Annotated in this window: 20 protein-coding genes; 6 read left to right on the top strand and 14 right to left on the bottom strand. The window is 60.7% G+C overall.

Annotated elements, in window-relative coordinates:
• Nucleotides 1-175 precede the first annotated feature (175 nt).
• Together HMPREF3055_RS01905 and HMPREF3055_RS01910 are read right to left on the bottom strand one after the other, a co-directional pair.
• A complete protein-coding gene (locus HMPREF3055_RS01905; protein ID WP_070737657.1) occupies nucleotides 176-1,261 on the bottom strand; it encodes a 4-hydroxy-3-methylbut-2-enyl diphosphate reductase in 1,086 nt (361 codons plus the stop codon).
• A gap of 27 nt (nucleotides 1,262-1,288) precedes the next feature.
• The gene (locus HMPREF3055_RS01910; protein ID WP_070737660.1) at nucleotides 1,289-2,497 is read right to left on the bottom strand and encodes a dehydrogenase; all 1,209 of its coding nucleotides are present in this window, start codon (nucleotides 2,495-2,497) and stop codon (nucleotides 1,289-1,291) included.
• A 155-nt stretch (nucleotides 2,498-2,652) separates the two neighbouring features.
• Between HMPREF3055_RS01910 and xseA the strand changes: the two genes are divergently transcribed.
• On the top strand, nucleotides 2,653-3,954 hold the full coding sequence (gene xseA / locus HMPREF3055_RS01915; protein WP_070634840.1) for an exodeoxyribonuclease VII large subunit: 1,302 nt from the start codon (nucleotides 2,653-2,655) through the stop codon (nucleotides 3,952-3,954).
• 53 nt (nucleotides 3,955-4,007) lie between these two features.
• Nucleotides 4,008-4,265: an exodeoxyribonuclease VII small subunit gene (locus tag HMPREF3055_RS01920; protein ID WP_049354175.1), complete on the top strand. Its 258-nt coding sequence runs from the start codon at nucleotides 4,008-4,010 to the stop codon at nucleotides 4,263-4,265.
• Nucleotides 4,266-4,407: 142 nt separating this feature from the next.
• Here the strand turns inward: HMPREF3055_RS01920 and HMPREF3055_RS01925 are convergent, their stop codons facing one another.
• The 7 genes from HMPREF3055_RS01925 to galU form a co-directional block, all read right to left on the bottom strand.
• Complete coding sequence (locus HMPREF3055_RS01925) at nucleotides 4,408-5,631, bottom strand: pyridoxal phosphate-dependent aminotransferase (protein WP_005508453.1); 1,224 nt, start codon at nucleotides 5,629-5,631, stop codon at nucleotides 4,408-4,410.
• Nucleotides 5,632-5,637: 6 nt separating this feature from the next.
• Nucleotides 5,638-6,810 carry a glycine betaine ABC transporter substrate-binding protein gene (locus tag HMPREF3055_RS01930; RefSeq protein WP_070737663.1) on the bottom strand — a complete coding sequence of 391 codons (1,173 nt, stop codon included), beginning with the start codon at nucleotides 6,808-6,810 and terminating at the stop codon, nucleotides 5,638-5,640.
• Nucleotides 6,810-7,319, bottom strand: a complete 510-nt coding sequence (locus HMPREF3055_RS01935) for an NUDIX domain-containing protein (protein ID WP_005508451.1) — start codon at nucleotides 7,317-7,319, stop codon at nucleotides 6,810-6,812. Before HMPREF3055_RS01935 ends, HMPREF3055_RS01930 begins: the two co-directional genes overlap by 1 nt.
• A gap of 26 nt (nucleotides 7,320-7,345) precedes the next feature.
• Nucleotides 7,346-8,518 (bottom strand): LysR substrate-binding domain-containing protein, encoded by a 1,173-nt coding sequence (locus HMPREF3055_RS01940; RefSeq protein ID WP_141758464.1) that lies wholly within the window; start codon nucleotides 8,516-8,518, stop codon nucleotides 7,346-7,348.
• A gap of 96 nt (nucleotides 8,519-8,614) precedes the next feature.
• Nucleotides 8,615-9,115, bottom strand: coding sequence for a DedA family protein (locus HMPREF3055_RS01945; protein ID WP_049341824.1), 501 nt, complete (start codon nucleotides 9,113-9,115; stop codon nucleotides 8,615-8,617).
• A 422-nt stretch (nucleotides 9,116-9,537) separates the two neighbouring features.
• A complete protein-coding gene (locus HMPREF3055_RS01950; RefSeq protein WP_070737666.1) occupies nucleotides 9,538-11,172 on the bottom strand; it encodes a hypothetical protein in 1,635 nt (544 codons plus the stop codon).
• Nucleotides 11,173-11,494: 322 nt separating this feature from the next.
• A complete protein-coding gene (gene galU, locus HMPREF3055_RS01955) occupies nucleotides 11,495-12,403 on the bottom strand; it encodes a UTP--glucose-1-phosphate uridylyltransferase GalU (protein WP_005508447.1) in 909 nt (302 codons plus the stop codon).
• Nucleotides 12,404-12,759: 356 nt separating this feature from the next.
• Here galU and HMPREF3055_RS01960 point away from each other — a divergent pair, with 356 nt between their 5' ends.
• A complete protein-coding gene (locus HMPREF3055_RS01960; RefSeq protein ID WP_246826875.1) occupies nucleotides 12,760-13,428 on the top strand; it encodes a 5-formyltetrahydrofolate cyclo-ligase in 669 nt (222 codons plus the stop codon).
• A gap of 230 nt (nucleotides 13,429-13,658) precedes the next feature.
• Complete coding sequence (locus tag HMPREF3055_RS01965; protein WP_005505091.1) at nucleotides 13,659-13,844, top strand: FmdB family zinc ribbon protein; 186 nt, start codon at nucleotides 13,659-13,661, stop codon at nucleotides 13,842-13,844.
• A 91-nt stretch (nucleotides 13,845-13,935) separates the two neighbouring features.
• Here HMPREF3055_RS01965 and HMPREF3055_RS01970 read toward each other — a convergent pair whose 3' ends face one another.
• The 5 genes from HMPREF3055_RS01970 to HMPREF3055_RS01990 all read right to left on the bottom strand — a co-directional run bounded on the left by HMPREF3055_RS01970 (nucleotide 13,936) and on the right by HMPREF3055_RS01990 (nucleotide 21,625).
• Complete coding sequence (locus HMPREF3055_RS01970) at nucleotides 13,936-14,256, bottom strand: hypothetical protein (RefSeq protein ID WP_141755948.1); 321 nt, start codon at nucleotides 14,254-14,256, stop codon at nucleotides 13,936-13,938.
• On the bottom strand, nucleotides 14,249-18,250 hold the full coding sequence (locus HMPREF3055_RS01975) for a DEAD/DEAH box helicase (protein WP_070737672.1): 4,002 nt from the start codon (nucleotides 18,248-18,250) through the stop codon (nucleotides 14,249-14,251). The genes HMPREF3055_RS01970 and HMPREF3055_RS01975 overlap by 8 nt, the downstream gene beginning before the upstream one ends.
• Before the next feature lie 127 nt (nucleotides 18,251-18,377).
• Nucleotides 18,378-18,836, bottom strand: coding sequence for a cell shape determination protein CcmA (locus HMPREF3055_RS01980; protein WP_070690971.1), 459 nt, complete (start codon nucleotides 18,834-18,836; stop codon nucleotides 18,378-18,380).
• 87 nt (nucleotides 18,837-18,923) lie between these two features.
• Nucleotides 18,924-19,742 (bottom strand): MurR/RpiR family transcriptional regulator, encoded by an 819-nt coding sequence (locus tag HMPREF3055_RS01985; protein WP_070690974.1) that lies wholly within the window; start codon nucleotides 19,740-19,742, stop codon nucleotides 18,924-18,926.
• A 245-nt stretch (nucleotides 19,743-19,987) separates the two neighbouring features.
• Nucleotides 19,988-21,625 (bottom strand): alpha-glucoside-specific PTS transporter subunit IIBC, encoded by a 1,638-nt coding sequence (locus HMPREF3055_RS01990; RefSeq protein ID WP_070737675.1) that lies wholly within the window; start codon nucleotides 21,623-21,625, stop codon nucleotides 19,988-19,990.
• Between the two features lie 419 nt (nucleotides 21,626-22,044).
• Here HMPREF3055_RS01990 and HMPREF3055_RS01995 point away from each other — a divergent pair, with 419 nt between their 5' ends.
• Both HMPREF3055_RS01995 and HMPREF3055_RS02000 read left to right on the top strand, forming a co-directional pair.
• Nucleotides 22,045-22,923 (top strand): endonuclease/exonuclease/phosphatase family protein, encoded by an 879-nt coding sequence (locus HMPREF3055_RS01995; RefSeq protein ID WP_070737678.1) that lies wholly within the window; start codon nucleotides 22,045-22,047, stop codon nucleotides 22,921-22,923.
• 71 nt (nucleotides 22,924-22,994) lie between these two features.
• Nucleotides 22,995-23,498, top strand: a 504-nt coding sequence (locus HMPREF3055_RS02000) for an alpha-amylase family glycosyl hydrolase (RefSeq protein WP_246826876.1), incomplete at its 3' end; no start/stop codon positions are given.

A 23,498-nucleotide genomic window follows, 5' to 3' on the forward strand; every position in this document is an offset into this window, starting at 1 on the left:
CCAGCGCCGCAGAGGGGGCACTCCCCCGCGTAGCGTGAACGCGAAGCTGCACAAAGGCGAAGCTGCACAAGAACCCCTACCCATGCATCCCGCACATCAGATACAAAAATCCCCGTATCCGCCCCACTACGGGGAAGATACGGGGATTATTCGCAGTATTTGGGCTATCTAGCCTTTATCGAGTGGGCTTAGCGCCGCGGCCACCGAGCTGGCGGCCCACGTTCTCGTCATTCTTCAGGGCGGAACGCAGTTCCTTCGGCAGGGAGAAGAGAATATCTTCCTTCGCGGTCTCGACCTCTTCGATGGTGCTGTAGCCGTACTCGGCGAGCAGAGCCAGCACCTCCTGAACCAGAACCTCGGGTACGGACGCGCCGGAGGTCAGGCCCACGGTTGCCACACCTTCGAACCAGGATTCGTCGACCTGATGTGCGAAGTCCACACGCTCGGCACGCTTAGCGCCGTATTCGAGTGCCACTTCCTTCAGGCGCACGGAGTTCGAGGAGTTCGCCGAACCCACCACGATGACCAGGTCTGCGCGCGGAGCAATTTCCTTGATAGCGCCCTGGCGGTTGGAGGTTGCGTAGCAGATGTCGTCCGAGGGCGGATCCTGCAAGGACGGGAAACGCTCACGCAAACGCGCCACGGTTTCCAGGGTCTCATCCACGGACAGGGTGGTCTGAGAAATCCACACAACCTTCTCGGGGTCGCGGACCGTTACCTGATCCACTTCCTCGGGCGAGTTCACGATCTGGATGTGCTCGGGCGCCTCACCGGCGGTACCCTCGACCTCTTCGTGGCCGGTGTGACCGATGAGCAGGATGTCGTAGTCCTGCTTGGCGAAGCGCACAGCCTCGCGGTGCACCTTGTTCACCAGCGGGCAGGTCGCGTCAATGGTGTTCAGGGAGCGGTCGCCGGCTGCGGAAACCACCGCCGGGGACACGCCGTGCGCCGAGAACACGGTCACGGAACCTTCGGGAACTTCATCCACTTCATCAACGAAGATAGCGCCCTGCTTCTCCAGGGTCTCCACCACGTGGCGGTTGTGCACAATCTGCTTGCGCACGTAGACGGGCGCGCCGTAGTGCTCCAGCGCCTTCTCAACAGCAATCACGGCACGGTCAACGCCCGCGCAGTAACCGCGCGGGGTGGCGAGCAGGACTTTCTTCTCACCGGTGACGGGTGCGGCGGCTTCAACCTCGGCGCGGCTGCGGCGCTCGCGGGGTACGGGCGGCAGGCCCAGGGCAATAGTTTCAGTGGACATGGTTACTATCCTACGTTGTTCGGACTTTTAGTGTGTGATGACTGTGGCACCGCTCGCAGGGCTACGTCCCAGGGCGATGAGGCGAATCAGAATACCGAGCAGTAGGGCGAGGATTGCCATGACCAGCCCGTAGCTTGCCGCCGCCTGCAAGTGCCCGGTCAGTGACGGTGCAAGCTGGTTCCATGCCCCGGTAATCAGCGCCGTTCCGGCGGTGCTGTGGCTGGTAATTCCCAGGGATTCAGGGCTCTGGCCGCCAAACCAGGCTGCGGCGCCCCAGCCCAGCAGGGCGTAGAGCAGAGCCGTGACCACCGGTACCAGGATGCGGTGCCTGGGTGCCAGCAACGTAGCCAGCAGCAGGCTCAGCACCGAGATGATGGTCAGCGGCACGGTGGATTTGCCCAGCGCGGCGGCACGGTTAATGCCGGCGTGCAGGTACCATTCCTGTTGCTCCTGCTGGTTGTTGCCGTCCTTCAACCGGTCAATGTTGAGGGTTTCAGGGCCGAGCTTCGTCAGGTCCGGGTCGAAGGAGCCGATAGAGCCGACCTTCGCATCCAGCGCACGGTAGAAGGGGGTGAGCACAATGACGGCAGGACCGTCCTGATGTTCGAGGTTGTAGCGGCGAGTTTCCTCGGCTATTTCCTTCCAGAGGCTTCGATATTCTTCAGTTTTTGACAGCTCAGCCGCGGAACGGTTGAGCAGGGAACGTATGCCGTCTTGTGTCGGCTTTACAAGAATGGAGTATAAGCCGCTTTGTTTGGTGCCGTCGAGGAAGGTTGTCATAGCTTCGGAGTTCATGAGGTCTTCGACCGCGCCGTCCGCGATGCGCGAAGCAAGCTGCGAGTCCTCCGCCAGGGTGGAGGAAATCTGTGAGAAACCGCGCTCTGACATGAGCTTGGAGTTCATCCAGGCACCCGCGGTTGCACCCAGACCGGTCACCAGGGCCAGGGCGCACAGCACAACGGTCAGGAACCTCCGCAAACCTGCCGCGAAGGGAGGCTCGGGGGCGGCCTGTAGCTCAGCCTTGGTGGGGGCTGCGGCGTGGCCGAGCGTGCGCGTGGGTTGTAGCAGAGTGGTGTCTTCATCCGCCGTATAGTAGCCGTCCGTGCGGGTAATCCGAGTATCGACGACTCGGGTCGCGTCCGCCGGGTAGTTTTGCGCGCCAGTACCCGCCGCTGACGAAGCCGCGGCGGTGTTGAGGGCGTTGTTCTGATGTGCTGACTGATCGGGTGAGCGCATGAGCCTAGGGTACCCGCTCACAGTGTTCAAAGCCGATTCAGACCCGCAGAATGCGCCAGAAGCTAAGTTCTGCCTGCACTGCGTGCAAGCTACCCGAGTCGCCAGGCTGACCTGTAAGCAGGCGCATAACCGGCCAATCAGGGACAATAGAAGGTATGAACTTCTACAACCCCTCCGCAGCGCAGCCGGCACCCGCACTGGTGGTGCCGCCCGTGCACGAGCGGCAGCTTCCCGGGAAGTCTCAGGAAACCACCGCCACCAACCCCTGGCCCCTCGCCCTGCTCGCGCAGAACCTCAAAAACTACGTAGACAAGGTTCCCGAGCTCTGGGTGGAGGCGCAGGTCGCCTCCCTCAACGGCCGCGGCGGCAACGTCTTCATGGAGCTCAAAGACCTCAACGAAGACTTCTCCTTCACCCTCGCGCTCTTCGGGCGTGCCGGTAGCGGCCTGGCGGCTGATGTGACCGTAGGCGCTCGCATCGTCACCCGCGCCAAGCCGAGCCTGTGGAAGAACGGCAAGCTCTCCCTCATCGGCAAGGAAGTGTACGCGGTCGGCACCGGTAACCTGCACGAGCAACTGCAGCGTCTGCGTGAAGCTCTCGCCGCTGAGGGGCTGTTCTCTGACGCGCGGAAGAAGCCGCTGCCCATGCTGCCGAATCGTGTGGGTCTGATTACCGGTCGCGATTCTGACGCGGAGAAGGACGTTATCCGCAACGCCTCCCTGCGTTGGCCCGGCGTGGTTTTCGAGGTGCGCAATACCCGCGTTCAGGGTGAGGGCGCGGCGGCTGAGGTCATTGCGGCTCTCGCCGAACTGGACGCCCACCCGGAGGTGGACGTCATCGTCATCGCCCGAGGCGGCGGCTCCTTCGAAGACCTGCTGCCTTTCTCCGAGGAGGCGCTTATCCGCGCCGTCGCGGCGGCCACCACCCCGGTGGTCTCCGCTATCGGTCACGAGGCGGACTCCCCCATCCTCGATGCGGTTGCCGATCTGCGCGCCTCCACCCCCACCGATGCGGGTAAGCGCATCGTGCCCGATATTTCGGAGGAAACCGCCCGCATCACCGAGGCCCGCGCCCGCCTGGACCGCGCGGTACTCGGCTACGTGGGCATGCAGATGAACTACATTGCCCAGCTGCGAAGCCGCCCGGTGCTCACCCACCCGGAGTCCTCCCTGCTCATGCGTGTGGAGGAGCTGAGCCAGCTACGCGAGCGCGCTCACCGTTCGGTGCAGCACCGCTTGGAGCGTGAGTCGGCGACTCTGTCGCATACGTTGGCGCGGGTGCGTTCGCTCTCGCCTGCGCAGACGCTCAACCGCGGCTACTCCATCGTTCAGGATGCCGCGGGCGCTATTGTGCGTGACGCTTCGGCGCTGAGTGAGGGCGAGCAGATTACGGTGCGTGCGGCGACCGGTTCGGCGCAGGCGGCCGTGACTTCTACGGATCCCTCGAACATCTCCTAAACCCCGATACCCCTACGTTTTACCCCTAGTTTTTACCTCTGAAAGGTTCCTCAATGAGCGAGAACATTAGCTTCAACAGCGCCGAGCTGGGCGCCCCCGTCGAAACCCTCGGCTACGAGCAGGCACGTGCCGAGCTGGAGCAGGTCGTACGCCAGCTGGAGTCCGGCGCCAGCGACCTGGAGACCTCCATCGCCCTGTGGGAGCGTGGCGAGGCGCTTGCCGCCCGCTGCGAGGCGTGGCTGCAGGGCGCGCAGGAGCGCCTGAACGCGGCACGCGGCGCACAGGCAGGTCAGGAGCCTGCAGCGAACTAGCACGCTTCTCTCTCCCCCTCGGCGCGTTGCTTCGTCATCTGCGCATCGCGCATCTGCGAAGCCGCTAAAAATAGCCTGCCCCGCAGCTCATCAGAACTGCGGGGCAGGCTATTTCTGTCTATATGTAGCAGAGGCGGGAAGGCTAGTGCTTCTGCTTGTAGTCAGCCATGAAGTTACCCAGGCGCTCTAGGGCGCTGGTGAGGGTCTGCGTATCGGGCAGGAACACCAGGCGGAAGTGATCCGGGTCCTTCCAGTTGAACGCGCGGCCGTGGCTGAAGAGAATCTTCTGGCTCTTGAGCAGATCCAGGGCGAACTGTTCATCGTCGGTAATGTCGAAGCGCTCAACATCAATCTTCGGGAACAGATAGAGCGCACCGTCCGCGCTGGTGCAGCTGATGCCGTCAATCTCATTGAGCATCTTGTGCGCCAGGGTGCGCTGCTCGTACAGGCGGCCGCCGGGAACAATCAGCTCGTTAATGGACTGGTAGCCGCCGAGCGCGGTCTGGATGGCGTGCTGTGCCGGAACGTTGGCGCACAGGCGCATGGAGGCGAGCAGGTGAATGCCTTCCAGGTAGCTGGAAGCGTCCTTCTTCGGGCCGGTGATAGCGACCCAACCCGCACGGTAACCGCAGACGCGGTATGCCTTGGACAGGCCGGAGAAGGTCAGGCAGAGCACGTCGTCGCCGGTGAGGGTCGCCATGTTGATGGCCTCTGCGCCATCGTAGGTAATCTTTTCGTAAATCTCATCAGAGAACACGACCAGACCGTGTTCGCGTGCCACATCCACAATCTGCTTAAGCACGGAACGCGGGTAGACGGCACCGGTGGGGTTGTTCGGGTTAATAACCACGATGCCCTTGGTGCGCTCGGTAATCTTCGACTTAATGTCTTCGATGTCCGGGTACCAGTTGTTTTCCTCATCGCAGAGGTAGTGCACGGGCTTGCCGCCGACCAGCGCGGTGGCTGCGGTCCACAGCGGGTAGTCGGGCATGGGGACCAGGATTTCGTCGCCGGTCTCGCACAGTGCCTGCAGGGTCATCGGGATCAGCTCAGACACACCGTTACCCAAGTAGATAGATTCGGTGTCGAGGTTCATGATGCCGCGGTTCTGGTAGTGGTGCACAATGGCGGTACGTGCCGAGTAGAGGCCGCGGGAGTCAGAGTAGCCCTGAGTTTCGGGCAGGTGACGAATGATATCCATCATGATGGCATCCGGCGCCTCAAAGCCGAAGGGTGCGGGGTTACCAATGTTCAGCTTGAGGATGCGGTGGCCCATCGCTTCCATGCGATTGGCTTCATCCAGAATAGGGCCGCGGATGTCGTACAGGACGTTGCTCAACTTTGAGGACTGACGGTACTTCGTCATGATGATTTACTTTCTAGGGTGATCCAAAATGAATTGTGCTGCGTCATCATCTGCGATGGGGTTGGAACCGCTAGTCAGACGCAACAGGAACGAGAGGTTACCCGTGTCTAATGTAGATGATACGCGGTTAATTGCCGTCCGGGCGCTATCTGGCAGGGTACGGCGGATAATGGGCACCAGTTGCTGCTGCAAAAGCGCCGTCGAGGGGTCTTCCAGGGTGACCAGGCGATTCTCTTCAATCGCGGAGTCGCTACTGTGCAGCAGGGTCACCTGCACGGTGTCTGCGGTGAGGGCGTTGACGCGCTCGGCGGGGTCGTCCTGAATCTTCGGGTCGTGCACACGGTAACGGTAGAGGCTACGCAAAGAATCCACGCCGTAGGTGCCGCTGGAGTACCCGGTCGGGATGGAGAACGCCAGGCTCGACTGCACATCGCGCAGGTTCGCGAGGGAGTTGAGCTTGTGGCGGGCGCTCACGGCACGGGTGGTAACCAGCACATCCTTGTTGGTGGCGTGGGCGCCGTTGAGGAGCATGAGCTCTTCGGGCAGGATGCGCGAGATGGCGTTGGTCATGTCGGTGGTGCTCATGGCGCGCAGGTTGATGGGGTCTGCGGAGCGGGTGGAGCTCGCGGTACCGTCCGTAGCATGCGCGGAGGCGGTGCTCTCCTCCGCGGTGGGGGTGGCCGCCGGGGGCAGGGTCACGCCTGCGGCTTGAGCGGAGGCACTCACGGAGGCGGCGATACGTTCGTTCTGTGCGGCGGCGGGGCTAATTTTGCCGTCGTCGGTCAGGTAGAGCAGCAGGTCGCCGCTGTAGTCGATGACCAGGTCCAACGATTCAAGGGCCGCGGCAGTGGTGCTACCGGTTTCCTCGTCGTCGGGCAGAGTAGCGGTAGGGGTGGCGGAATTAGCCGAAGGAACCATGAGCCCGCGCAGGGCGGTAGCGCGGCTGTTGTCGGTGTCAACAAGTTCAACGGAGTAGCCGACCTGGCGCAGGGCACGCGCATACACGTGCGCGACAGCGCGCATCTCACGCAGGGCACCGTAGCCGATACGCAGGGTACCGTAGCTGGAGGCGGAAGGGTCCACATGCGGGGTCGTGTCATTGTTGCCGCAGGCGGCGAGCAGCGGCATGAGCGCCAGGGAGGTGAGAGCCGCACGGCGGGTGAGGGTCAGTCGGTTCATTAGGGAAGCTTCCGTGCGTTTTCATCGGCAAGAAATTCGCGGTATTCGCGTGCCCAGCTAGCGGCGTTGGAGTAGCCCATCATGGAGGCTACCTCGTCGATGAGGGTGCCGTAGCGGATGGTGTCCAGCTCAGCGATGGGTACCCAGCGTGCAGTGTCGGAGGAGCCGTTGATTTCGTGGCGCAGTTCGCCGGTGACAATGTGGGCACGGAAAACCACCCGCAGGGCGCAGAAGGGTAGCGCTTGCGGGTCTTTCTGGGTGGAGCGCACAGGGAAGTGTCCGGCGTGCACGCCCAGAATGTCTTCAATGGCGACGCTGTAACCGGTCTCTTCGAGGGTCTCTCGTAGCGCGGTTTCGTCGGCCTGTTCACCGGGTTCCATGCCGCCACCGGGCAGGGACCAGAGGGGGCTGAGCGCGCGGTCTTCGGGCACCCAGCGGGTCATGAGCAGCTTGCCCTGCTCGATGATGACTGCGTAGGCTGCGGGTCGGGTTTCCATTGCTAATGCCATGGTTTGATTTTACCGTCTATCGTTCTTTAGCGTTTCTTGCCGCGGCGTGCGCTGGCAGCTTTGGCGGACTGTCGAGCGTGCTGGCGCGCGTTGCCGTTTTTCTTGGCGTTAGCGCGCTTTTTATCGCGTGCTTCGCGGCGGGCGTTGGCGGCTCGTGCCTTCGCTTTTTCCTTTGCCTTTTCGGCGGCAATGCGTTCGGCGCGTGCCTGCCGGGTTTCGCTACCGCGCTCGCTAGTTGCGGTGCGGCCACGCACAATGCCGATGAAGTCCTGCAGGAGCGCTTCGAGCTCTTCGCTGCGCGGCTCGCCCTTGGGGGCACGCGGCCAGACCAGGTGCACCGGGTAGAGGTCCAGGCCCGCAACGGGGCGGTAGGTAAGGTCCTTGCGGTGGTAGAAACGCGCAATGGACATGGGCACAATGTACAGACCCACACCGGCGGCAACCAGCTCGATGGTTTCCTTATCGGTCAGGCCCTCGGGCACGATGCGACCGGCACTCTCACGCCATGCGCGGGAGACTTCCTCATAAGCGGGAATATCGGAGGCGGGCTGCAGCAGGAACTCTTCAGCAAGCTCCTCCACGGGCACCTCATCAAGCACGGTGAGCACATGGTCCACCGGCAGAATGACCACGGGTAGCTCCTCGTAGAGGCGGATGCTATGGTACTTTTCGCCGTCGGTGCTAGCCGGTTCGCGGTCGGGGCGCACAATGCTCATGTGCGCGAAGGGGTTCTCGGGTACGTCCTTACGCTCGATGGGGGTATGCTCGGTAGCCTCGGCGCTATCCTCAGCGGGCGCCTCGGAGGCAGTTTCTTCCGCAGAGTTGAGGGCAGGGTCAATCAGGCACAGGTCCTGATGCAGGGAGTCCAGGCCGCGCGCCTCACGCACGGGCACCTCCGCCAGCTGCACGCGGTCGCCGTAACGCTCGTGCCAGCGGTTGAACCACTTGCCGGGCATAATCGCGGGCACGTAGCTAATGCGCAGCATAGAACGCTGCAGCACGGGGATGGGCAGAGCCTCCGGGGTCTGGATCATTGCCAGCTGCTCGGGGTGCAGGTACACGCGGGTGGGAGCTTCGCTTTCTACCTGGTCGGTAGCGTTTTCGGGCGCGCTCTGCTCGGGGTCGATTGCGGTGAGGGCAGAGTCGTTGACGGGCTGCTCTTCGGGGGTGCCTGCGGTGGAGGATGCGGATGAACTCATCCCTCCACGCTAGCACATCTTGGGCGGGGGCATTGAGGGTAGGTGAGTGGCCTCAACCCGGCGAGATAGTGCACCTATCCCCCGCTGAAGGTAGGACTAGTTCTCGGCGATGTTATCCGCAGTGTTCTCAACGGTTTCGCGGTTAATGCGGCGTTCGCGCAGCTGAGTCACAATGACCAGCACCGTAATAACGATGGCAAGGGCGAGCGGGAACATCCACGGCTCCAGGCCGAGGGCCGCAAGAATTGCGAAGCCGATCGTGGTGTAGATACACGCCCACATGAAGGTTCCAACCAGCATCGCGGGAACCCAGCGGCGCAGAGGCATTTTTGTGAAGCCGGTCGTGATGATGACCGCGGTTTGCAGACCCACGGTGAGAAAGCAGAGGGGCACAGCAATTACGCCCCACCGGTTAATCAAGCGGCGCGCTTTACGGTAGAGCGGGCTGTCCATGGCTTTGCGGATGCGGTCGAGGCGGGCGCCGCCTTCAGCAGCAAGCGCGCCAAGAGCGTACACAATGCTGGTGCGGACGATTCCGACCACCCACATGAAAGCTAGGGCAACCTCAATCGGGAGTGCGTCAAACCAATCTTTCACCCGGCTATTCTCTCATGAGTGGGCGATATTGACCTGATTGAAGGTTCTTTGAGGCTTCTTATTCGACTTTTGGAGGGATCAGAAAATTTTTTTAAATTTTTTCAGCCGGGGGTTATTGCCCCTTGTCGCCTGCAATGGCGCGGATTTTACTTAGGGCAACCTTAGTTTATTGACAGGGTGTCGCTATTTTCAGCTTGTCACCCGCATGGGAATTAGGATATATTTTTATTACCGAATAGGGCAGGCCTTGTGGGAAGGCCTTCCTAATCGGTCTAGAAGACTTTCTTCCTGTGTGTGATGCTAGAAAAGGAACCCCATGGACGGGGTTCCTTTTCTTTTTAACTTCTTCCAAATCATCCCCAGGCATACAAAAACCCCGACAGTGTGAACTGTCGGGGTTTTATGCGTGTCTGGAGCAAAGTCTACTTTTTACCCTGGTTCTTGTCCTGGCGGTGCAGTGCACTCAGCGACTTAGGCAGCTGAACCGGGTTCCAGGTGTTGCTAACCGCCTCAAAGGAGGAGCCGGCACCGGGGTGACGGTTCGTCGAACGAACACCGCCGGTCGCAGTAGCACCGGTCGAAAGAACCGAATCGTTCAGCGAGGCGATATCCAGCGCATCGAACTCGGAATCGTCCAGGACATCCGGCAGAGGAATCTCTTCGGGAATCGGCTGAGCGGGAGCCTGAGTAGCAGGTGCCGCAGGTGCCTGGCGGACGGGCGAACCGTCACGCAGAGCCTGGCGAGCCACCGGCTGATCCGGGTGAATTGCCGGCTGCTGTGCGGGAGCTACTACCGGCTGTGCAGGTGCCTGGGTGGCTGGTGCAGGCTGAGCTGCTACCGGCTTGGCGGGAGCCTGTACGGGTGCCTGAGCGGGCTGTGCGGGCTGAGGCTGGACAGGCTGGCTCGGAGCAACCGGAGCCTGCGCTACCCGCTGAGGCTGTGCCGCAGTACGCGGTGCACCGGAGGAAGTAGCGGAACCGCTCTCCTGATCGAAGAGCACGCTACCACGGCGAATCGGCTGGAAACGGCTCGGACGCTGCTGCTGGCGACGCTCCTGACGGTGTGCGACGGGCGCCTCCGCCGCGCGGGCAGAACGGGCAGGTACGGCACGAGAAGAATGAGCAGGTGCCGCAGCAGGCGCTTCCGCACGAGGAGCCGCCTCGGGAGCCTCATCGGAGGACTCCACCGCGATGTGCGCGCGGCTCGGACGTGCCGCCTCGCGGTTCACACCGTGTATAGACTTGCGGGTAGTAGCCTCACGGGTGGCGGGGCGAGCATGATGTGCAGGCTCTTCAGCAACTTCAGGCTCCACACCCTCAGCCGCCGAGTCCTCTACAGGCTCAGAAGCATCATCGCCGGCTTCTTCATGTTCATCGGACTCTTCGTAGGCTTCGTCCTCAGCTTCGTCATCCTCATCATCTTCTGCCTTAGCTTGGCGTGCATCGCGGCTCGCCTTGACCTGGTTAGCAACAGACTCCAGCAGACCAAAACGGCTCACAGCCCATGCACCGCCGGCAAGAATCAGCAAGAGAACAGCCCAGCCCCACGCCAGCACACCAAAGAGCGCCAACAGGCCGGTGACCAGGGCAAGCACGCCCAAACCGGCAGCAACCAGCAGGGCAATACCGCTCGGGCTCGAAGTATCAAAGTAGGACAGCGGCGAGGACTTCGACTCCTCCACCACCGGAATCTCGTCCGTGTACGGGGCAGTCGGGGAAGATTCGCGAATCTGCGAAATAGAAGCCGTATCGGGCGCAGGCTGGGCGGATTCCTCCACCGTGTGGGAGGAACGGGAAGAAACCTGCGGAAGAGCAGAAGACGGCAGAGAAGTACCCGGTGCCACCGCGTGATCGGAGGACTGGTATGCCTCCGACTCGTTCAGCAGCACACCGGCGGAGGCGAGAATATCCTCCGCGGTACGCTCAGCACTAATCAGGGGACGTTCAGGCTCCATGACAGGGCCAGCGGGCGCGCGACGCAGGCTCCTGGGCACAAACCACAGCAGCAAAATCACGGTCAGAATTACCAACACGCCGGAGGTGTTCAAAAGCGTCATATTCAGGTCGCCCTCTATCGTCCCTTTATCCCTAGACTTTAATCATACCCTTATATTCCCAATGCTTTCCATAAGCGGCAAGAATCGGGCTGGATATGCACATATACCCCAGAAGGAATATGCACACTACAACGTCGTCGCGTCCCTGCACAAGGCACGCCTTGGGCCCTCACCCAAGTAGCACCCCAAGCACATAATAGACACATACGACGCAAAGGAAGGCGCCCTCCCTTGGGGCTAAAACGCCCCACCGGAAAGAACGCCTTCCTCAGCGTGGTTGGTATTTATCGGTTGCCCTCTTTAGAGAGCGGATGCAGAGTAATTAGCAGTTCTCTGCGACAAAGTCCTTCAGCCATGCGCGCAGGTCGTCACCGAACTCGGGGCGCTCAGCAGCAAGAATAACGTTTGCCTTCAGGTAGGACAGCTTGTCACCGGTGTCGAAACGGCGGCCGGAGAAGACCACGCCGTAGACGCCTTCGCCTTCGCCCTCACCCTGAGCCAGGGTCTGCAGAGCGTCGGTCAGCTGAATCTCGCCGCCGCGGCCCGGAGCGGTGTTCTCCAGAACTTCGAAGACCTTCGGGCTCAGAACGTAACGGCCGATCACAGCGTAGTTCGAGGGAGCCTCATCAGCCGCAGGCTTCTCAACCAGACCGGTAATCTTAACGAAACCGTCTTCGCCCTCAACAGCCTCAATAGCAGCTGCGCCGTAAGCAGAAATAGCCTCGCGGGGAACCTCCATCAGAGCAACGACAGAACCGCCGGTGCGCTCCTGGACCTCCACCATACGAGCGAGCAGGTCTTCCTTCTCGTCAATCAGGTCATCGCCGAGCAGAACAGCGAATGCTTCGTCACCAACGTGGCGCTTTGCGCGCAGAACAGCGTGGCCCAGACCCTTGGGGTCGCCCTGACGCACGTAGTGCAGGTCGCCACCCATCTCATTGGTAGCTACCACGGATGCGAGTAGGGCGTCCTTACCCTGCTCAGCGAGCTGCTGCTCCAGAACGGGAACGCGGTCGAAGTGATCCTCGAGAGCGCGCTTGTTACGGCCGGTAATCATCAGAACGTCGTTCAGACCGGCACGGATTGCTTCCTCCACCACGTACTGAATCGCGGGGCGATCAACGACGGGGAGCATTTCCTTGGGGGTTGCCTTCGTTGCGGGCAGGAATCGGGTGCCCAGACCAGCAGCAGGAATAACTGCCTTAGTAACAGACTTAATTTCAGTAGCCATGCCACAAGAATACCCTAAGTTGTAAAGTACTTAAGGCGATTTATAGACACTATGACATGAAAAAATCTTCAACGTGACTAACTACATATCCACAGCGGCCCATTCTTCGGTGTGCAAAGAAAATGCACCCCACAGAACTCAGCACTATTTTTCTCAAACCCTATACTAAAAGGTGGAATCCACGTCCCCGCAGATATAGGTCAATTTTCACCACCCACCAGGGCAGTTTTACCCTGCGCACGGATACCTCTCAGCCACGGATACCTCTCAGCATAGAGTGAACGCACCTTACTTCCTACGGGACGCGCCACTCCCCGACCCTTCACACAAGACCCGCAACGACGATGGGACACACCATGCACCTCAACACAACCCCCGCCACCAGCAACTCCGACACCGGTGCCAGCGCAGACGATATCTCCCTGGATAAAGACATTCTCCGCTCTCAGATTCGCCCGCGCCGCCTCACAGCACGCAGCCACCGCGACGAACACGGTCAGCAGCAGCTGGCTGATCTTTTTGCCCACCACATTCTCGAGGCGGTCGCGCAGCGGGTCCACTCCCCCGGCACCATTGCGGCATATCTGCCCACCAAATCCGAGCCGCCCATTCTTCAAGCGCTAAACGCTCTCCATGAGCAGGGACACCGCATCCTCGTGCCCGTCGTACGCCCCGGTCGCAAACTCGCCTGGGTGCACTGGGACCCCACCGTTGAGCATCCGCTCAGCCCCATGGGCATCCCCGAACCCGAAGGCGAAGAACAAGACACGCAAGCATTCATTGACGCCGACCTGCGTCTCATCCCCGCCCTTGCTTTTGATGCAGGCGGGCACCGCCTCGGTCAGGGAGGCGGCTACTACGACCGGATTATCCCCCTGCTCAGCGACCAGCAGCTCACCGGCCGGAGCATCGGCATTGTCTTCAGCGACGAAATCTACGAAACCATTCCCTACGACCAGTGGGACGCTATTCTACCGGTGATTCTCACCGAGCGGGGCATTTTCCTCGCTCACCAGCAGGGCTAAAAGCACCCGGCTCACCCACGCCCGATTCGCTCTTGATTGACACCCAAATCTTTATGCAAAAACGCAAAGATATGCAGGAACACACCAACAAAATCACTCACGAAAAAGACGAAAAGAAACAGAAATAGCTATTTGAGAAGAAAACGCAAATAGCTCCCAACCTTTCAAAAGCGGTACACTCAAACCACGTTAATAAACCATCCCAGCGAAAACGGATACAGAAGGACAAAATGCCGGTCTACGTTTACCAGTGCAAGAATTGCAACCACGTCTTTGAACAGCGCCAGTCCTTTAGCGACGATGCACTGCGCGTCTGCCCGCAGTGCGGCGAAGAAACCCTGCGCAAGCGCTACAACACCGTCGGCGTGACCTTCAAAGGTTCCGGCTTCTACAGCACCGACAAGGGAAACTCCTAAACGGAAGTTCCACACCAGCCAAAACGAGGGGCGGGGCAACACAGGTTGCCCCGCCCCTCGGCGTTTAAGAAGCACTCCCAGTACGGAGGTGCTACACGATATTGTTACCCCAGTGCGGAGGACGCTGCTGACGCATCCATTCCAGACGCTCACGCTCCTCCGGGGTCAGCGGCTGCGCAGAAGTAGCCGTTCTCTGAGAACCCGCCTTCTGGGAGTTCTGGTTTTTCTGGGAGTTCTGGCGCTGAGCATCAGCTTTCTTCGGGGAAGCCCCCGCGGCAGAGGAAGTACCCGAAGCCACCACCGGAGGCGTCGTCACACCCACCAGCAGAGGCTCAGCCCCGCTCACCGAGCCGCCACCGCTCACACGACGGTGACCGCGGCGAGGCTTCGGCGTAGACGAATAACTAGCCACGAACCTCAGCGCCCTCATCCATATCCAGGTAGTGCAGCACGCGCGCCACCACAGCGTCCGGATCGGCGAACACCTCCAGGGTGCCCAGCGTAATGTAGTTCCAGCCCGTGCGGCTCAGACGCTCCGGCAACAGACGGGTACGCTCACGCACCGAAGCACGCGCGTAATTCTGCTCGCCATCAGAGCACGCCACCAGCGGCATAGCCGCCGGAGCACTCGGCTGCGAAGACACCACGGGAGCCACACCCAGCGCGGGCACCGGCTCAGCAGCCAGCTTCTCCGGGGCGTGCGCAATCAGAGCGATATCACCCTCACCGCGGCTCACACGCACACCGCAAGCCTGCAGGCGCGCCACCAAATCGTTCAGCAGCCAGTCGCCCAAATCCGGGGTGTCCGCGTCGTCGGCAGCCAAGAATGCGTTGCGCGGCAGGGTCTCCGGCACGCGCTGTGCCTTCGCCTCCGCCTCTTCACGCGCCTGACGTTCCGCGTGCTCACGCAACAGGTGGTAGAAGTCCACCGCGCCATGATGCAGCTTCTGCGGGTCCAGCTCCGAGGGATCAATGCACGAAACGATGCGCAGGGCACGGCGAGCACGAGTCAACGCCACCACAAAGCCCTGGCGACCGTGCTCGGCAGACAGCTGACCCAAATCATACGATGCCTGACCCAGGCGGGCACGGCCCACACCCAGAGAGAAAATCACGGTGTCGCGCTCGAGGGTCTCAGCGCGGGTCAGATCAACCACGCGGAAAGACTCCTCACCGGCGGCGAAGAACGGCGCCAGCTGCGGGTACAGGCTCAGGGCGTGACGCACCGACTCAGCCACCCGCTGAGCGTGCTTCGGGCTTGCCGTCACCACCGCCAGCGAACGATCCGGGGTACGGTAGGCGTGCTCAAGCACCAGGTTCGTCACGCGCTCCACCTCAACACCGGGCGAATCCAGGTTCGCGTTATCGCTGACCTTACCGCGAGTATCAATGTACTCAACGGTCAGCGAACCGGCAGGCTGAGAGGAGGCGCGGCTCACCGGAGCCGCATGCAGCTGCGAACCGTAGAACTCACGGTTCAGGTAGTCCAGAATCACCGGGTCCATGCTGCGGTGCAGCATCGCCAGGGTGCGGTTGGGCAGTACGGTAGCGAGCACATCGAAGGTGCTGTCCAGCTGCTCGTCGGTCGGCTCGGGTGCACCGAAAGTCGGCGCGGACACGATGAACGGCGAGGGGTAACCCGAATGCGGGTCGCCCAGGGCAATCACCTGGTCGGCGCGGGTAATCGCTGGCAGGTTCGCCGCCAGCGGGGTCGACTCGGAGTCCAGCAGCAGCACCGTATCAAAACGCATGGAGGCGGGAACCTTACGCGCCAGGGCGAAGGGGCTCGCAGTCCACAGCGGCAACAGGGTACGCGCCATGACCGGGGCGTGAGTCAGCAGCTCCTCGAGCACGAACTCGTAGCCGCGCAGCTGACTCTTCAGGTACGCCGCCTGGTCGTGCTCAGACTCAATACGCTCAGTCCACACGCGAGCAACCTTCGCCAGCAGACGCGCCGGGGCGCTGGTCATGTGGGCGTAGTCGGCACGGCGGAAACGGGACTCCGTATCGCGCAGACGATCACCGTCCAGCAGCTTACCCTCGTGATGCTGCAGCAAGAATTCCAGGGCAGACTGCCACCAGGCAAGCTCCAGCTCAGCGGAAACAACCTCGGTCGGAACCTGACGTGCGTACAGGTCATCGAGCAGCTCCGACAGGCCGCGCTCACGCAGCTTCTGGGTCAGGGCGTCACGCTCAGGCAGGGTCATCAGCAGCACGCGGTCCGCCATAAGGGCGTCCAGGCGCGCATCCAGCGCGTCCAGGTCGGTGCGCACAAAGTCGGTGCCCTCGACGGTGTCAGCCAGGACAATACCCAGGCCCGCCAGCTCAGAAACCAGGGAGTTCAGGGCGTCAGCCAGCTGATCCAGGTTCTCAGGAATCTGCGGGGTGCGGGGCGCCTCAATGTGGCGAATCCACTCGGCACGCTCCGCCTGAACCACCTTCAGCTGCTCGTGCAGGTCACCAATATTCACGCCGGGCAGGATGTACTCCTTCGCCGCGCGGCGCAGGCGGGAACGCTGCATGCTGCTCATCTCGATGCCGTTCTCACGACGCCACGCGCCCGAAGCAGTCGCCGCAATCAGGTCGGTCACTGGACGGTCGTAGACGTCTGCGCGGAAACGCTTGAGTGTCTCACGGATGCGCATCAGAATCGCCAGCTGCGACTCCCACTCGGCGATGGTGCGGCCGCGGCGCAGACCCAGCATGGCGCTGGTGCGGTTCATCGCCTCGCGCAGGTTCAGCAGGGAGGACTTGAGGGTAATGACCAGGGCGTACGCCTCGGCGGCTTCCTCATCATTGACCAGGCGGGCACGGTACCACGGGGAGGTACGCGAAGCCGCCGCAAAACCGTCAATCTCGCCCAGGCGCACCAGCTCGGCGCGCACCTGCTCACGCTCCATGAGCGCATCAAGCATGGGGCGGTCAAAACGCACACGGGTTGCCGGGCCGTCCTCGGAGGCGGTCAGCTCAGCCAAACGCTGCAGCGCCGAGTAGACAGAAATCTGCCAGTTCGCATCCTTGTTCAGCAGGGCACGAGTGTGGTCGAGCAGCGCGGCACGGGTCGCCACGAGCTCTTCGTTCAGGTCCTCAGAGTTCGGCTCTTCCGCGCCCTCATTGCGCACAATCGCGCGAATGAACTCGGCGCGCTGAGCCTCAGCGTCATGCTCGGCAAGCAGGTCGTAGCGCAGGCTCTCAATGCCGGTGCGCTTGAGCAGCGCCGAGAATTCAGCCAGGGTAGAGCGCTTCTCGCCCACCACGAGCACGGACTTACCGCGACCCATCAGGGCGGAAGCAATGTTCACGGCGGTACGCAGCGGCTCGGTGCCGGGCGCCGCGGTAATCGTGAAGGAGAAACCGCTGACCGCGGTGTCGATAATCTCCTGGGCGTTCGCGTCAGCGTCCAGCAGGAGCATTTCTTCTGCCGGGTCGCGCTGGTCCAGGGGCTGCTGCAGGTTGTGGGCGTTGAGCTCGCGCGGCTTCACGCCGGGAACCTTCAGTGCCGCCAGGTCACGAACCAGCGGGGTGATGGCGGTGTGCGGCAACTCGCCCAGGCTTTCCTTCAGATCAGCAAAAGTGGAGATGAAGTACTTCGACTCAATGGTCATGCCCGGAATACGACCGGCGGATGCGCGCATACGCTCGATGACCGGCTCGGGGTCCAGACGGGACATGGAGTTCGCCAGCTGCGCCACGTCCATGGTGCCCAGGTCGATGCCGTACTCCTGCTTGATCTGGCGGACCATCGCCGGGTTCAGGCGTGCGGAACCGGCGAGGCGCAGCTCGAAGTCGTCATCCTTCGGGTGCGGAGTGATGCTCAGCGGTGCCATAAGAATCGGCGCGATGAAACGCTTCTCGTAGGCGGCGGCGTCCTCGCGGGTGTCGTGTGACAGCCAGGAGGCGGTGCCCGCCACGAAGTAGCCTGAGTCCAGGCCGTGGTCGGTGGCGAGCTCGTAAATCTTGGTGCGCAGGGTGCGGGCGGAGCGCATACCCGCCTCGAGCTGCGACTTGTCGCGCAGGATCGTGGAGAGGCGGGTCTTGCGTCCGGCGAGTAGCTGAGCCAGACCGGAGGGGTTCGCTTCGGACAGGTCGATATGCACGTAGTCGACCTGGTTGAAGTCGAGCATCGCGTCCGGGCCGGTGTAGACGTCCATCTGTTCTGCCCAGCGCTCAAGCCCCGCCGAGGGATCGAAGTCCTCGTGGGCGGGGTTCAGGTGTGCGGGCAGCTCGGCGATGTTGATTTCGTCGGCTACTTCGTGGGTTTCCTCTGCTGAGGTCGCGGCGGCTACGGCGGGCTTAGCAGTATCAGCCGGAGTGCCGGGTGCGTGTTGCGCGTCGGTAGGCTCGGGAATCTGGTTCACGTCGTGAGTGTCCTTGTGGGTCAGTGCGGTGTACGTTTGCGCGTACACACCGAAGATGGTGGTTCTTCCGGGGTCCTCTGCCCGGGTGCCTCATGCTGTACTTCAAGCGGGGCGGGTGTCAGCGTGCGCCTGCGTGCTTAGTGTGCCCGCGTGCTTGCTGTCTGTTCCTCTGTGCTTACTTCGACCACATTGCGATATTCGCGGCGAGTAGCACTACGGTCACCAATACATAGAAAACCAGGGCGGGCAGAAGTGCCCAACGGTACTTGGGTGCTAGTTCGCCTTCCAGGTTGCCGAAGCGCAGGGATCGGAAGAGGAAGAAGCTCAGGATTGCGCCGGGCAGGTTACCGATAATGACCAGCAGTACGGTCAGGTACAGGGCGTAGGCTCGTTCGGTGCGTTCGTTCTCTGCACTTGCAAATTTGAGGGTGCCGCCCAGCAGCAGGCTGAGGCATGCGTTCAGGAAAGCCACGGTGAAGAAGGGAATCTTCAGGGCTGCTTGGAAGTCCATCTGGGAGTTCGCTGCGCCCAGAGCAATCCACAGCAGTAGCAGCGCGGGGATGATCATGAGGTACCAGAACAGGTACTTACGCATCTTCTCGGTGTTTTCGATGAGCGCGAAAATTGCGGTCACAGGGTGTCTCTTTCAGATGATCTCAGGCGGATTCGGTCGGATTCAGGAGGAGTGAGTGAAGGGGCAGGTGGGCACGGTAATGCTTTGTCAGGCGTCGATTTCGCCCTCACTGTTGAGAGCATCATCCACCTGGTCCTGCAGAGACTCGCGGCGCTCATTCTCAACGTGTTCAATGTAGCGGCGCACGATGTAGTCCAGCAGCACCGACAGCGCAACGAAGGAGTAGTAGGGCTTACGCTGGGTGCTGATGTGGGTGGGGGTGGTCTGGTAGTGCAGGGAGTACTCAGCGTGCGAGGACATGTAGTTCACACCAATGGCGGTCACCGCAATCATGGGGATGCGGCGCAGCGCCAGCATCTTAATGTGTTCGCGCATGTTCTCGGTCTGACCGGAGAAAGACACAATGATGACCACATCGTCCTGGGTCATATTGTTCATGGCGCTTTCGAACTCATTACGTGCCGGAATGACGTGGCAGAACTTACCGCAAACCTGCATGGACTTGGCAAATTCCTGCACGGCATTGCGCTGAGCGTAGCCGGTACCGAAGCAGTACACAGTGCGAGCCTCATGGATGCGCTTGAGCAGTCCGCTCAGTTCCATGTGCTCGAGGTAGTCGTAGGTGCGCTGAATGTCTTCGCGGCCGCTCTCAATGAACCGCGGGTTGAAGGGTTCGCTGCGGTTCAGAGAGGACTTAATGAAGTACTTCAACTCAGCAAATCCGGAGAAGTTCAGCTTCTTCGTTAGGCGGATAATTGAGCTGGTCGAAGTATAAGTTTTATGTGCCAGAGAATTGATCGTTGACTCTGCAACGAACTCTTCATTTTCTAGCATGAATGCCAAAATTTCCCGTTCAGTTTCACTGAATCGGTGCTGGTTCGCATTCACGACGTCTTGTAAATCCACTCAAAGCTCCTGAATCCGATGGTGAGCAATATATAAATAGTACACGCTCTAGAGTCATCGGCCAGGGTGGGTGAGGGCGGTCATCTCTCACTTTGAGTGTGTATGCCAGCAGATTTGAGCTGGGTATGCGCCTGGTACGTGTCCGGGTACAGCTTCGCCGGCGGCATCGGTGTTATCCGATACCGCCGGCGAAGTCTATACCTTATGAGGCGTTATGCCGTCAGGTGGTTGAAAGCTGAAGTCTCTTAAGAGAGGGTCTTAGCTTCGTTCACCATGGTCTCGAAACGCTCGCGAACCTGGGGAACGTCCATGCCGACGATGACCTGGAATGCCTTGCCCTTGCGGACGAGGCCCAGAGCACCTGCATTCTTGAAGTCTGCATCCGAGGTGCTGACGAGGGACTCATCAGCAACGGAGACACGCAGGCGGGTTGCGCAGTTGTTCACGGTGGTGATGTTCTCTGCGCCACCAAGCAGTTCGAGGAAGCCTGCTGCGCGGGGTGCGTAGAGGTCGCCGTCAGCTGCGGGAGCTGCTGCGCCGCCGTCCTTCTCAGCAGCCTTGGCAGCCTTGTACTCTGCCTTGCTGTAGAGCTTGGTCTCGCCACCGTCTTCTTCACGACCGGGGGTCTTGAAGTCGAACTTCAGAATCATGAAGCGGAAGATCACGAAGTACAGGACGGTGAAGCACAGGCCCACACCGATCTGCATGAGGTAGGTGCCGGAGTGGTTTGCCCACAGCGGGATCCAGTTCTGGAACAGGAAGTCGAGCAGACCGCCACCCATGTAACCAACCAGACCCAGCTGGTACATGATTGCTGCCATGGATGCTGCCAGGATTGCGTGAACCAGGAACAGCGGGGGTGCCAGGAACAGGAAGGTGAACTCGAGGGGCTCGGTGATACCAATCAGAATCGCGGTGAGGCAGACGGGGATCATCAGTGCGAGAACTTCCTTGCGCTTCTCGGGACGAGCAGTGGTGTAGAACGCCGCTGCGATACCGATGGGTGCGAAGACCTTGGAGTTACCGTGCAGTGCGAAGCCGCCGCCGGGGAACAGTTCCTTCAGGGGCTTGTCGCTCTTAGCGAACTCGCTCAGGTGGCTCGGCCAGTCCTTAGCGATACCGTTCGGGGTAACAACGTTACCGAAGACGAACGGGGAGTAGATGAAGTGGTGCAGACCGGTCGGAATCAGGAAGCGCTCGAGGAAGGTGTAAACCCACACGCCGAGTGCGCCGGATGCGATGAAGAAGCCCTGCAGGGAGGAGATACCGTGCTGAGCGTAGGGCCACAGCCAGGAGAACAGGAATGCCACGGGCATCATCAGGAAGAAGCAGACGCCGTAGACGTACTGGGAACCCTGGAAGATACCGAGGAAGTCGGGCAGCTTCTTGTCGAACCAGCGGTTGTGTACCCACACCACGATTGCGGAGATGATGATGGCACCGAAGATACCGGTGTCCATGGTCTTGATACCGGCGATCATCTTCAGACCGGTACCTGCCGCACTCTCAGAGATGTCGGTGGTGTAGTCCAGGTCGAAGAAACCGGTGCCGCCCTTGCCCCATACCTTAAGCATGGTGCCGACGAAGTAGTTGAAGGTCAGGTAGACCATTGCAGCTTCCATCACTGCACGTGCGTTAGCGGTCTTTGCCAGTGCAATGGGCAGACCGATCACGAAGAGCAGTTCCATCTGGTTGAAGACGGTCCATGCGCCGGACTCCCAAACAGACCAGAAGTGGTTCCACGCGCTTTCCTTATCAGCAGCGAGGGGAATCAGTTCGCCGTTCTGTGCAATGATCGCAATACCGACCGCGAGGCCAGCGAATGCGAAGAGAAGAACGGGTGCCAGCATGGCAGAGCCGAACCTCTGTACTTTTTCCATCATGAGGCTATACGCCCTTTCGGGTTGTCGAGTGAGCGGACGCAGGGGTTGGCGATCATTGCCAGCCTGCGATGGTCACGCCGTATCTTTATACCTCCAAACGAAAGTATATGAGACGGGTGCCACATATCCTGCGTGCGCTAAATGCCGAATGTGTTTTAGACAAAAATAATAATGCCAGGTCATACCTACCCGCAGATACCAAAAGCAGAAGTTTTGAAAGAGTTTTTCAGAACCTGAAACATCTCCCGGCACTGGTTAAAAATACTTGCTGCAGATGAGACTTTTTCCCTATTACCTAGCGCACAGAATCGATAGCATAAACAGTGCACCCATAGGTCAGAGTGCATAAAAACACTCGCCGCCTCAATGCGCGGTGTGCATATCATTCTTCAACCTCACACATACCCCGGACTTAATACATGCGCTTCCTCACCCTCAACACGCACAGCTGGTGCGAAATCCACCAAATTGCCAAAATCCGCACCCTCGCAAAGTTCATCATTGAACAGCAGGTGGATGTCATTGCGTTGCAGGAAGTCAACCAGCTCACCTCCACCCCCGTGGTGAAGGAGCCCCTCAACTACCGTGGCGGCGCAGGCGTGCCGGTCCACGAAGACAACTACGCCCTGCTGCTCGTGCAGGCACTCAACGAAATGGGCGCAACCTACGAGTGGACCCTCACCGAAGCCCACATCGGTTGGGACCGCTACGACGAATGCGTAGCGATTCTCTCGCGCCTGCCGATTCGCGGCATCAAGCCCATCGATATGTCTCCCGAGTACGGCTACCACCAGGTGCAGCGCCGTGTAGCGCAGGCGGCGCTCATCGAAACTGAGACGGGTACCTTCTGGTGCGCAACCACCCACATGTCCTGGTGGGACTTCGACGGCGAGCCCCTCTTCGCGCAGGAATACACCCGCCTCTCACAGGCCCTGGCAGAATGTGCCCTCACCGCACCCGTACTGCTCGGCGGCGACTTTAACTCCGCCGCGCATCTGAGCGATGAAGGCTACGCGCTGGTCACCTCCAGCGGTATGGTTGATACCCGCTCACTGGCGGAGCACACCGACGGCGAAAACACCGTCCACCGCGAAATCGCCGGCTGGGAAGGTAGCACGGACGCCAAGCGCATTGACTTCGTGTTCGCTGACCGACTGCTTACGGTGAACTCGCACGCGGTAGTCTTCCGCGACAACTCCCCCAAAGCCATCTCCGACCACAGCGGTCTACTCCTGGAAATTGACCCCTCCAGCTGGGCACCGCAGAGCCTCCTTACGCCCATCACCACCCAGCGCTAAGGGCATCAGACTTTAGCCGCCTATAGGGCGGCCCCGCACAACACTCATCCATACCAAGGGAAGGAAGAACAATGACGACCCAGACCCAGTGGTGGCAGGAACCCGTTGTTTACCAGATTTACCCCCGCTCCTTCAACGATTCCAACGGCGACGGCATCGGCGATCTGCCCGGCATTACCGAGAAGATTCCGTACCTCGCCAAGCTCGGTATTCAGGTGCTGTGGCTCTCCCCCATCTACGCTTCCCCGAACGATGACAACGGCTACGACATCTCCGACTACCGCGCCATCATGGCCGAGTTCGGCACCATGGAAGACTTCGATGAGCTACTCGAAACCGCGCACAAGCACGGCATCAAGCTCATGATGGATCTGGTCGTCAACCACAGCTCCGACGAGCACGAATGGTTCAAGCAGGCACGCTCCTCCAAGGACAACCCCTACCGCGACTACTACATCTGGCGCGACCCCAAGGGCTTCGACGAGGACGGCAAGCCGATTCCGCCGAACAACTGGATTTCGTGCTTCAGCCCCTCCGTATGGGAATGGGACGAGGCGACCGGCCAGTTCTACCTG

This window comes from Rothia sp. HMSC061C12 (assembly GCF_001815755.1).
Taxonomy (GTDB): domain Bacteria; phylum Actinomycetota; class Actinomycetes; order Actinomycetales; family Micrococcaceae; genus Rothia; species Rothia mucilaginosa.